The organism is Moorena sp. SIO3B2, assembly GCF_010692525.1.
Taxonomy (GTDB): domain Bacteria; phylum Cyanobacteriota; class Cyanobacteriia; order Cyanobacteriales; family Coleofasciculaceae; genus Moorena; species Moorena producens.
In genome coordinates, this window is the sequence record NZ_JAAHHE010000209.1 from 1 (window position 1) to 11,251 (window position 11,251).

At 44.2% G+C, this 11,251-nt stretch carries 11 protein-coding genes and 1 pseudogene; 7 read left to right on the forward strand and 5 right to left on the reverse strand.

The genetic code is table 11. The features are described from left to right. Window positions 1–173 precede the first annotated feature (173 nt). Both cobA and F6K38_RS27900 read left to right on the forward strand, forming a co-directional pair. Window positions 174–1,835 carry a uroporphyrinogen-III C-methyltransferase gene (cobA, locus tag F6K38_RS27895; protein ID WP_008188745.1) on the forward strand — a complete coding sequence of 554 codons (1,662 nt, stop codon included), beginning with the start codon at window positions 174–176 and terminating at the stop codon, window positions 1,833–1,835. 9 nt (window positions 1,836–1,844) lie between these two features. After that, a complete protein-coding gene (locus tag F6K38_RS27900) occupies window positions 1,845–2,075 on the forward strand; it encodes a hypothetical protein (RefSeq protein ID WP_287358336.1) in 231 nt (76 codons plus the stop codon). 46 nt (window positions 2,076–2,121) lie between these two features. Here the strand turns inward: F6K38_RS27900 and sfsA are convergent, their stop codons facing one another. After that, entirely contained in the window at window positions 2,122–2,853 is a 732-nt protein-coding gene (gene sfsA / locus F6K38_RS27905) for a DNA/RNA nuclease SfsA (protein ID WP_008188741.1), read from the reverse strand. A gap of 14 nt (window positions 2,854–2,867) precedes the next feature. Here sfsA and F6K38_RS27910 point away from each other — a divergent pair, with 14 nt between their 5' ends. Continuing rightward, window positions 2,868–3,005, forward strand: a complete 138-nt coding sequence (locus F6K38_RS27910) for a hypothetical protein (RefSeq protein WP_154659929.1) — start codon at window positions 2,868–2,870, stop codon at window positions 3,003–3,005. Between the two features lie 168 nt (window positions 3,006–3,173). Here F6K38_RS27910 and F6K38_RS27915 read toward each other — a convergent pair whose 3' ends face one another. Beyond that, window positions 3,174–4,520: a RuBisCO small subunit-like domain-containing protein gene (locus F6K38_RS27915; RefSeq protein WP_008188739.1), complete on the reverse strand. Its 1,347-nt coding sequence runs from the start codon at window positions 4,518–4,520 to the stop codon at window positions 3,174–3,176. Between the two features lie 188 nt (window positions 4,521–4,708). Continuing rightward, window positions 4,709–4,903, reverse strand: coding sequence for a hypothetical protein (locus tag F6K38_RS27920; protein WP_154659928.1), 195 nt, complete (start codon window positions 4,901–4,903; stop codon window positions 4,709–4,711). A gap of 461 nt (window positions 4,904–5,364) precedes the next feature. On the opposite strand from F6K38_RS27920, the gene F6K38_RS27925 reads away from it, so the two are divergent. The 3 genes from F6K38_RS27925 to F6K38_RS27935 all read left to right on the forward strand — a co-directional run bounded on the left by F6K38_RS27925 (window position 5,365) and on the right by F6K38_RS27935 (window position 7,982). After that, complete coding sequence (locus F6K38_RS27925; protein ID WP_008188733.1) at window positions 5,365–6,531, forward strand: GumC family protein; 1,167 nt, start codon at window positions 5,365–5,367, stop codon at window positions 6,529–6,531. A 154-nt stretch (window positions 6,532–6,685) separates the two neighbouring features. Beyond that, complete coding sequence (locus tag F6K38_RS27930; RefSeq protein WP_008188731.1) at window positions 6,686–7,030, forward strand: GNVR domain-containing protein; 345 nt, start codon at window positions 6,686–6,688, stop codon at window positions 7,028–7,030. Between the two features lie 280 nt (window positions 7,031–7,310). Further along, complete coding sequence (locus tag F6K38_RS27935) at window positions 7,311–7,982, forward strand: CpsD/CapB family tyrosine-protein kinase (RefSeq protein ID WP_229414732.1); 672 nt, start codon at window positions 7,311–7,313, stop codon at window positions 7,980–7,982. A gap of 359 nt (window positions 7,983–8,341) precedes the next feature. On the opposite strand, the gene F6K38_RS27940 is transcribed toward F6K38_RS27935, so the two are convergent. Together F6K38_RS27940 and F6K38_RS27945 are read right to left on the reverse strand one after the other, a co-directional pair. Further along, complete coding sequence (locus F6K38_RS27940; RefSeq protein WP_008188729.1) at window positions 8,342–8,731, reverse strand: hypothetical protein; 390 nt, start codon at window positions 8,729–8,731, stop codon at window positions 8,342–8,344. A gap of 224 nt (window positions 8,732–8,955) precedes the next feature. After that, a pseudogene (locus F6K38_RS27945) lies at window positions 8,956–9,156 on the reverse strand (hypothetical protein); the annotation flags it as partial. 278 nt (window positions 9,157–9,434) lie between these two features. On the opposite strand from F6K38_RS27945, the gene F6K38_RS27950 reads away from it, so the two are divergent. Continuing rightward, complete coding sequence (locus F6K38_RS27950; RefSeq protein ID WP_287358337.1) at window positions 9,435–10,349, forward strand: restriction endonuclease; 915 nt, start codon at window positions 9,435–9,437, stop codon at window positions 10,347–10,349. Window positions 10,350–11,251: the final 902 nt, after the last annotated feature.

An 11,251-nucleotide genomic window follows, 5' to 3' on the forward strand; every position in this document is an offset into this window, starting at 1 on the left:
AGCCTATACCCATGGGTCATGATTAGGCTATTACCACCGATGCCACCAGTCGTTTTCGCTCGGTTCCCCAACTGTTATGATGCCAAAGGTTATTTGCAGACCCTGAAACAGCTGGTGCCTGATGCTAAGTTTCTAATAGTTTTCGATATAAGTGTGCCGATTGAGCAAGAGGAATGACTAATCACAAAAAGGGAAAAATTTACATCGTAGGTGCTGGTCCAGGAGATGTTAACTACTTAACCGTAAGGGGGCAACAACTGCTGACTCAAGCTCAAGTGTTGGTCTATGATGCTCTCGTAGATTCCCTTTTATTGCAACTGGTGCCCTGTGATTGTCAACTGTTCCATGTAGGGAAACGGGGTGGACGCCCTTCTACACCCCAAGCTAGGATTAACCAACTACTAGTAGACCAATGCCGACAAGGCAAGCAAGTCGTAAGGCTAAAAAGTGGTGACCCGTTTATTTTCGGGCGCTCTAGCTCAGAAATTCAGGCATTGATTGCTGCTGAGTGTCAGTTTGAAGTGATACCAGGCATTTCCTCAGCCCTAGCCGCTCCCTTACTAGCCGGAATTCCTTTAACAGATTCAGTTTTGAGCAAATGCTTTGCCGTTGTCACTGCTCATCAGCCAGAGCAACTAGATTGGGAAGCACTAGCAAGAATTGACACCTTGGCGATTTTAATGGGAGGGCGTCATCTAGCAGAAATTGTCCAACAGCTGCAACGCTATGGGCGATCGCATCAGACTCCCATTGCTCTGATTCGGAATGGTGGACGCCCCCAGCAACAGGTTTGGCTGGGTACTTTAAGCACTATTGTAAACCAAACCCTTGGTATCTCCCTCTCTCCTGTGGTAATTGTAGTTGGTGAAGTAGTGGGGTTAAGGGCATCTATGGGATTAGCTGATCAAGACCAGTCGCAGAGTGAAGGTTATCAAGACAAGGTTCAAGGGGCAACGGCAACTACTAAGGCGCTTACTGGAAAAACTGTCTTAGTTACCCGTTCCGCTAGTCAATCCCAAAAATTTAACCAGCTCCTGGCACAACAAGGAGCGACTATTATCGAAATGCCCACCTTGGTGATTACGCCTCCTTCCAGTTGGGCTGGATTAGATTATGCGATCGCTAATCTCGCTAACTTCGATTGGTTGATTCTCACCTCTAGCAATGGGGTCGATTACTTTTTTAAACGATTACTGGATAATGGCAAAGATGCCCGTGCCTTAGTCGGGATTAAGATTGCTGTGGTGGGTAAGAAAACTGCCGCGAGTCTGAAACAACACAATTTACAACCGGACTTTATCCCACCAAACTTTGTGGCTGATTCTTTGGTGGAACATTTTCCAGAGTCTTTAACTAACAAACAAGTGCTTTTCCCCCGAGTGGAAACCGGTGGGCGAGAAGTATTAGTAAAAGAACTAACGGAAAAAGGTGCTCAAGTAGTAGAAGTTGCTGCCTATGAGTCTGGTTGTCCAGATTACATGGCTCCTGCTATTTTAGATGCTTGGCAACAGAGAGCAATAGATATTGTTACCTTTGCTAGTTCTAAAACCGTCAAGAATTTTTACAAACTTCTCAAACAAGCTTTTAACTCTTCCACGGAAACTAACCAAGCCTACTCTAGTGCCGACGGCGAACAATCTCCACCCTTAAAAACTCTCCATTCCCTTTTAGACAATGTCTGTATCGCTTCGATTGGTCCCCAAACATCCGAAAGCTGTCGCCAGTTGCTAGGCAGGGTAGATGTAGAAGCAGTTGAATATACTTTAGAAGGTTTAACTGAGGCGATTGTGGCATGGGAGACTGGGAGAGGGGGAAAGACAGAAAAGCAGAGATAATGTGATTTCATGGAATCCCACAACTCACAACAAGCCAAAATCGAGACCCCAAGAATTAAATTAGATCAAGTCTGGGGGGGCGACAACTCGCCCAAAAAGCAACAGGTGCGCTTGACCTTGGCGAATTTAATTCGCCAAGGTCAAGCGCACCTCTATAGCGTTTCTAATAGCTATGAGGTACACAAGATTTTTTCACTATTGCCTATTGCCTATTGCCTATTGCCTATTGCCTTTACCTAAGGGATTTTATTAACAACTCCAAATTATATATAACCTACTAATACCCTCAACACTCAAAGGTTGCTAACCCCAAATAGCGAACTCCTGACGGGGTAATTTCAAAGCGACAAGGCAACACTTCCAAACCCTTGCTAACTGCTTCCCTTAAGAGTTTCCCATAGTCTGGGTCATAGTTATCACCAGGATAAAAGTGCAAACAATCAGCACGATTAATAAAATAAAGCATCACCGCTCGTGCTTCGGGAAGTACTGCCATCAGTTCTTGCAAATGTTTTTGTCCACGAGTAGTAACTGTATCAGGAAATAAAGCACGATTCTCTTCAGCTAAGGTAGCACTTTTAACTTCTAAATAAATCGGACGATCTGAGCCAGTCAGTAAAAAATCTACGCGGCTTTTCCTTTCTTTTCCGTAACGCACCTCAGGGCGGATTTCGCTGTAGCTGTCGGCTAATTCGGGAATCACTTTTTGTTCCAACGCTAACTTAATCACTCGATTAGGTAAAGCCGTATTAACCCCTACCCAAGTTGGTTCATTGTCCTTGACCTGAATCATTTCCCAAGTGTATGGTAACTTCCGCTTTGGGTTATCACTATGGGACACTTGTACAGCAGAGCCAATGGTTGATACTCCGATCATTGGGCCAGTGTTGGCGCAGTGAGCAGTAATAATTTCCCCTGATGGCAGTTCAATATCCGCAAGAAAGCGTTTGTAGCGTTTGAGTAAAGTTCCAGCTTTTAGGGGTGGGTAGGAGTAAATCAAGTTATTGTCATTAGTCATGTTAAAATTGTGGATTGGTTAATTGTAAAGATGTCAGCTGTCAGCCGTCAGCTGTCAGCCGTCAGCTGTCAGCCGTCAGCTGTCAGCCGTCAGCTGAAAATAAACTTCAAAAGGGAGAATTTAATATAGCGTTTATCGCAGTTATGAGGTAGAATTATCAACCTCAAAGTCGCCCTTATTAAGGGGGATTTAGGGGGATCAATTTGTACCTTATGGGATATAGAATTGCTATAGTTCCAGATTAATGAGAATTGAAAGTCTAGGGATTTACCCATCAGCTGATAGCTGATAGCTGATAGCTGAATGCTTACGTAAAGATATCAAGGACGTTGGATAATCTTTTCGATAACCCGCCGCTTGGCTTTGGTGTCGATACCAATTAGGCGCACATACTCACCCTTATGCTCCCCTAAGCGTTCTGTCAAAGCTGCGATCGCTTCCGATACATTGTTTTCTGGTAATGGATTCCCACTTTTCCAAGCATTATTCTTAACGCGACGCTCATTGCCGTATTCTAGGGTCAGGCGGTAACCTTGAGCCAAAAGCTCTCCAATCTGCTCTTGGGTTTCTAGATCTAATCCTAGATCTAAGGGCTTTTTGCTACCGTTGTGCTGTCCTATCTGACATTGATTTAACCCGTTGGCGACCTTAGGGCTAGTTGACTCACTGATGACTGGATTGGATAGAGGTGCCTTGTGGTTTGCTTGAGGTTGGTCAGGGGTTGGGATATGAGAATTACTATTTGTATTAGTATTTGTATTACTTGCTGGGCTCGTCAGGGAGGGGACTTGATTGTACTCCCTAGCTAGTCCGCTGAGCTCCAACCGTTGCTGCTCAGCTTTAATCAGTTCTCCAAACTCAATTAAGCGGGAGATGCTAAAGTTTGGTGTTTCAAATTTGGGCGGTCCTTGCTTACTGTTGACTACACGAGAAGAAACTCGGTCTATACCAATATCATAAATAAACTTACGGATTTGTTCATCGTAAATACGCGATCGCAAAGCACTGAAGAAATCAATCGCTTGATTGTCGAAGGTATCAATCAGTTGTTCAATCTCCCCGCTAGAGAGTCCATCTCCGTGAAAGATACCACTAACAATACCAATCCGGTCTTCTCGGTTGGGCTCCCAGTAGAATTTGCTCATCCGACCATCCCGAGTCAAGGGCGCATACAGAGTAGAAAAATCATTACCAGTGACAATAATCGGTACTCGGTGGATCGGTTGTGAGTCATAACTCCCTGGAAGTTGGACATTGGTAGGATTATCAGCAATGTTCATCAAAGTCCCATGCACCAGCTGGGTATTTACCGTATATTGGGTTCGTTCATCGAACCGTCCCGCCCCAGCATCCAAGTCATTAATCATCAGCACACACATCTTACCCTTGACTCGGATCATTTCAGCCGTTTCTCGGTAGCGCAAGCGGATCAGACGGGCTGGATCCCCAGCATCTGGGCTTTCTAGCTCACCAGAAGACATATGAACCGCTTCAATTCCCATGCGCTCGAACACAAGCTCACACTGAAAGGACTTACCCTCCCCCTTCCGTCCATGAATTCCCAAAATTAGAGGCACACGGACATGGGGTATGTCAAGGAAGTTTTTAGTGATGTGAACTGCCAGTTTATCGATAAACCGGGGAGAAATGTAATAGTGCTGGGACATACAAACAGGTGCTATGGTAAGAATCTCGTCAAATCCGGCAATTTTTCAGCCTATTGGAAATACTATTACAGTTTGTTGAAGGTTTAATCGGGTTAATCGGGTTGAAGGTTGAAGGTTGAAGGTTGAAGGTTAGCTGGTTGAAGGTTGAAGGTTATTTGGTTGAAGGTTGAAGGTTATTTGGTTGAAGGTTATTTGGTTGAAGGTTGAAGGTTATTTGGTTGAAGGTTGGCTGGTTGAACGCGATCGCGTGGCCTTTTGGCCAAGGTTGGCTGGTTGAACGCGATCGCGTGGCCTTTTGGCCAAGGTTGGCTGGTTGAACGCGATCGCGTGGCCTTTTGGCCAAGGTTGGCTGGTTGAACGCGATCGCATGGCCTATTGGCCAAGGTTATTTAGTTGTTCGCCTTTGGCGTTCGGTGTAGGGTAGGTTATGTGGTTGTTTGCCTTTGGCGTCCGAAGTAGGGTAGGTTGAAAGTTGACAGCGAACAGCCAACATTCAAGCATCAACCCAATTAACCCTTCAACCAGCCAACCCAATTAACCCTTCAACCAGCCAACCATCAAGCCGATTAACCCTTCAACCAGCCAACCATCAAGCCGATTAACCCTTCAACCTTCAACCTTGGCCAAAAGGCCACGCTACGCGAACAACCTTTAACTCGATTAACCCGATTAAACCTTCAACCTTCAACATTCAACCTTCAACCTTCAACATTCAACCTTCAACCAGCCAACCTTCAACAAACAGTACTCAAATTGGCGTATTGGCACAATTGAGACTATTGACTGGGCTAGGATATCCCTAAATAAGCATCAGGTACTTAAACAATTTTTTCTTGAGCTATTTATGGAATCTCCTGAATCCTCAAGGTTTGAACAATATTGGTGGATCCTGAAGCGACGTTGGCTACCAGCTTCCGGTATTTTTGTATCAGTTTCTGTGATTATGTCTCTGGTGGCATCATTGCAAAAGCCGGTATATGTAGCCCAAGGATTGCTGTTATTTAAGCGGCTTAATACCACGTCTTCAGTTACCGAGGTAGGTAAAGAAATCGGTATTTTACAACCTCTGGTAGACCAAAGTAATCCTCTAGATACAGAAGCCAACATCATGATGTCTGAGCCTCTGGCTCAAAAGACAATCACCGCACTAAATCTTAAAGATAATCAGGGGCAACCTTTAGCAATTAAAGACTTTTTGCACAATGTCAGTGTCACCAATATCCGGAAAACCGATCTTCTGGAAGTGTCTTACCAATCTCAAGACCCTAAAGAAGCAGCAGCAGTTGTTAATCAACTAATGACTATCTATTTAGAAAATCACTTAGATTTTCAACGGGCTGAAGCTGTAGCTGCTCGGAAGTTTATTGAGAAACAGTTACCTCAAGCAGAAGCTACTGTTAGTAAAACAGAAGCAGCTTTGCGTCAGTTCAAACAAGAAAATCAAGTGATATCTTTAGACGCAGAAGCTCGCTCAGCTATCGAAGTCCTGACAGATTTGCAAAAGGAAATTGCTCAAAATCAGTCTAAAATGGCTGATGTCAATGCCCAGTACGAATCGCTCCAAAAACGATTGGGCATGAACTCCAAACAAGCTGTAGCTCTTACAGCTCTTAAACAGTCTCCTGAGGTGCAGGAGGCACTCCAAGAATTGCGCCAAGTGGAAGTCGAACTGGCCCTAGAGCGTAACCGTTTCCAATCCACCCATCCCACAATTGCTAAGTTAGAAAGTAAGGTAGCCAGCCTAAAAGGTATCCTAAACCAGCGAGTAAAACAGGTTTCTAATGCTAAGCCGAAACCTGCTAGCCAGCTTTTTAAACTAGGAGAGTTACAACAAGACCTGACTAAAGAGCGTAAGTATTCAGCTCTCAGCTCTCAGCTCTCAGCTCTCAGCTCTCAGCTCTCAGCTCTCAGCTCTCAGCTTTTGAATAAGCGATGCAGCGCGGTCTTGGGGGTTTCCCCCACTCGCTATTGCATCAAGACAACAAGTAAGCATTGGAATAATGCTGAGTGAAGTCCCAGCGTCGTTCGCACAGCGTGGCCAAACGCGCACGCGTGGCCGTTCGCGTAGCGTGGCCAAAAGGCCAAAAGGCCAAGGCCAAAGCCTGTGCCAAAAAGCACCTCAAGCAGCTTGAGCCTTTAGCTCACGGCTGACGGCTGACGGCTGAATGCTTACTAAAGAGCTAGTAGAATTAGAAGCAGCTCGTTTAGGTTTGGCTAATCAGACAAAAGCCTTAGTCAATGCCCAAACCGCTTACCGAAAAAGACTTAACGATCTCCCTAGACTGGAACAACAGCAGCGCGAGTTAGAACGGCAACTTGATGTGTCCCAATCCACCTATTCTCTGTTGCTAAATAAGCTTGGAGAAATTCAGGTAGCGGAAAATCAAAACATGGGTAATGCCCGCATTATTGCAGGGGCTCAGGTGCCGATGATTCCGATTTATTCTGCTAAAATAGCCTATATTGCTGCTTGCTTTCAGGGACTGTTTGCGACCGCAGCAATTATTTAGATTTTAGAAACAAGAGATAAATCTCTGAAAACCATTAAAGACGTGGCGTTGCTTATTCTGGGTATGGTTTTGCCCCCCTAACCCCCCAATTCTGGGGGGAATAAGACCTTCAAAGTCCCTTCCGGTGCGCGCCTCCTAGGGCGAGTAAATCGCCCTTGGGTCGCACCGCAAAGTTGGGGGATTTAGGGGGCTTTAACTTTCACCAGATGATCGCGAATTCATTCCTTAATTCAGCAACGCCAAAGACGTTAAGCAATTATTTAAATTTACCTTGCTGGGTGTGATTCCCCACTTTAGTAAAACTCAATTATTAAATCCATCACAGGAAGTTTTAGATCCATTTACCCCCCAAGTTATTGTTCGGAATACGCCTCGGTCTCCCATCAGTGAATCCTATCGGATGCTGCAAGCAAATCTCAAGTTTTTGAGTTCAGATAAAGCCCTCAAGGCGGTGACTGTGACTAGTTCCTTACCTCAAGAAGGTAAGTCAACGGTGTCTGCTAATTTAGCAGCAGTGATTGCTCAGCGAGGAAGTAAGGTATTGCTAATCGATGCTGATCTCCATAAGCCTGTTCAACATCGGATCTGGGATTTGTCCAATGAAGTGGGCTTGAGCAATATGCTTGTGAATCAGGTTAACTTGGGGGATGCCATTAAACCAGTAATCGAGACTCTGGATGTCCTGACCTCTGGAGTAGTACCTCCTAATCCAGCAGTGCTTCTGGATTCCCAGCGCATGGCTTCATTGATTAACCATGTTGCTAGTCGTTACGACTTTGTGATTATTGATACCCCTTCTTTAAACGTTGCTGCTGATGCTCCTATCTTAGGAAAAATGACCGATGGTGTGCTGTTAGTTTCCCGACCTGGAGTGGTAGATTCTGGTAGTGCTGCTTTCGCCTTTTGGAGCAGTCTGGTCAGACTGTTCTGGGCTTGGTGGTTAATGGCGTGATTCCTGATAATGAGCCTAACAGTTATTACCATTTTTCTCAGGAATACATTTCAGATGAAAGCGTTGCTCTTAATAGAATACTTGATGTTGCTAGTTATGAGTAATTAGATCATATATAGCAAAGGGAACAGGGAGTAGGGAGTAGGGAGCAGGGAGTAGGGAGTAGGGAGTAGGGAGTAGGGAGTAGGGAGGACGATTTCCCCTTATTCCTAGATACTGAATCTAATTAGAATTGACGATTTACTATTGACCATCATCCCTAGATAATTAATAGATAATTACAAAGAACGGGAGATAGTGCGAAAGATGTAGTGATTAGTTAGAGTGCATTGACTTTGTGGAGTTCTACGTTGCCTCCTTCAAAGACTTGAATCATGAGTTGATAGCCTGTCTTGATGCAGTCGCTCATGGGGGTAACCCCCAAGACCGCGCTGCATCGCTTCCATCAATGACATTCCAACAAGTGGTTCTGAATCAGCTTCATCGATGGGAATTGTTAGAGAGAATCCGTCCCATAGGATAACTACCTCATACACATTAAAAATACATTCACTACCATCCCCAAGAAGAGCGCGTCCTCGCCTTTTCCATCTCAGATTTAACTGAGTAATCAAATCTGGAGACAGTGAAAGCCAACCATTAAACCCTGTATCTATGATTGCCGCTTGAGTGTAAATTTTACCATTCAAGCCATAAATTGAAATGGGAATAATGGGTTCAAAGTCTGCATTAACATTTCCTCTAATCATCCCGTTCTTTTTCCACGTCCACCGAACCGACGAACATAGCGTGAACCAATCCGGACTATCCAGATTTGAGAGGTTGTCTGAAAAGTCTCATTTGCTACATCCAAGCCCCCGTTGGTCCCCCAATTTTGGGGGACTTCTACCAGCAAATTGATTCTTGTTCCCCCCAGAATTGGGGGGCTAGGGGGGCAAAATTCAGTATCAAAAAACTTTTCAGATATCCTCTGAGCATCTGGGTTACGGGCTTCGAGGCGATCGCAAGCGGCTATTTCCCTTGGGTCAACCTCAAAATCGCCTGTTTCAATATCAATGGCAACAATCTTGCCGTGATTCCCTGCTTCGACCTTTGGACGCACCTGAGTTTCGTAGATTTCATCACCACGTCGAGCAAATTCTTCTTTGCTGTATCGAGGTTGTCGGACTGTCATTGGAATGATCTTGTTTCAGCTTTACGCCTCTATTTTAACTTAGTCGTGGGGCGCACTCATCAAGCAGGATTCCCATAGGTTGTCAGCAGTAAGCTTTGACTTTATTCACGCTAACCATAAGTAGACAACGTAAAGTGGTTGGTGTAAACCTGTTATTAGCTTGCTTCGTCGTTAATTCAATAATCCCCTATTTCCACTGATGTCGTTACTCAGTTTGGAGGGAATACTGGTGACAATTAGAGCAATTCTCTAAGCTAACAATATTGAGGAATAGTGATATGGATGAAGTGGTTAGAAAGTTTGCTGCACTAGGCTTACCTGGTGTGATACTTCTAATTGCTATGGCAACAACGGGATTTACTGGAGCAGCAGCGATCACAGCGGCTTTGGCAATGTTAGGTCCATTCGGAATGATCGGAGGCATTGCTTTTCTTGGGGTGGTGGGAATAGCTGCTGATGGCTTATCGAAATTCGGACTTGAAGCATTACTGGTTGGAATATATAAAGAGCGCCAACAAGAAGGAGAATCTAAAGCATCTCTCTGTAAAGAGATTGAACGGTTAATGGTTTCTCGTGATTTGAAACGCAAACTCAAAGAAGAAGTGAATAATGGTAAATCTTCGGTTGAGGATAGGCGGGCATCGAATTCATCATCTTTTGATAATTTAGGAATAAAGAAATATAAAGTTGATTTGAAACGCAAACTCAAAGCAGAAGTAAATAATTGGAAATCTTTGGTTGATGATAGGCGTGAATCGAAACAGGATATTGATGAACACTTAGATATTGAATCTATAGAGGATATTGATGAACACTTAGATATAATTGATAAAATGAAGGGGAGGGAGTTTGAAGAATTTCTGGCTAAATTATTTAAGGAACTGGGCTACCAAGTGAGGCTGACTCCAGCAAGTGCGGATTATGGAGCGGATCTGGTCATTGAAAAAGGGGAGATAAAGACTGTTGTTCAAGCCAAGAGACAACAAAGTACCGTAGGGATTAAGGCCGTTCAGGAAGTAACGGGGGCAATTGGCTATTATCAGGCGAACCTGGGACTAGTTATCACTAATAGTAAGTTTACAGAAAATGCCAAAAAACTGGCAGCTAAGACTGAAATTGAGCTTTTTGATAGGGATGATTTGAAAAAATTAATTAAAAAAGTATATAAGCAAAAGCCTTCTGAAGATAGCTGAGGGGGTGACATGAGCCCCAAAAAGCTTACTCTATAAGGCTTTGATGCCAATGGGCTCATGGAAGATACAGTCGGAAATTAACCCTCAAGTCATTGTCTTGATGCAAAGCGCGAGTGGGGGAAACCACGGCAGTCGCTCATGGGGGGAACCCCCAAGACCGCGCTGCCTCCCCTGTTCCGAAGCTGCATCGCTTAATGGCAAGCTCAAACCCTTATAACTACGTCCAAAGGAGCGCCCAAAACAGAATGTATATTTTTGGAACTTATGGGCTGAAATTATTATCCAGTAAGGATTTCAGCTTGTATGTCACCCCCCCAGGAAGATAGTTCATTGTAAAAAACACCCGCTGTTTAATTGCAGCGGGTGTTGAGTGAATAATTCAGAATGCTGGTAAAGCATAATTGAGTATCTCCTGCATGACGCGCTGGTAGTGTTTAGCTAAAATTTCGCTACCGCTCGGAATGATAGGAGGTATTGCTTTTTTTGGGGTTGTCGGAATAGCTGCTGATTGCTGATCAAAATTAGGACTTGAAGCGTTACTGCTTGGAATATATAGCGTTTCTCATAGCTATGAGGTACAATTATAAATAGATTAAATAGTTAATTATAAAAATTTCGTATGAAACCTTACTCTCTTGACTTTCGGCAAAAAATTCTATAAATTCATAACAAATAAAAATTATCAAGGTGCGCGCCTCCTAGGGCGAGTAAATCGCCCTAGGGTCGCACCTCCGAAACTTAGCTCAACGTTTTGGTGTAGCCAAAAGCTTTATTCAAGTGCGGCTCGTTCCAGCTAAGAGCCTTATTACATAAGGGGTATGAGCTGGGGGAAAGAAGGACTAAAAAACCTTCAAACCTAACTGACTGTTTGGATGGCGGTGAAAACCCGACCCCTTCAGGAG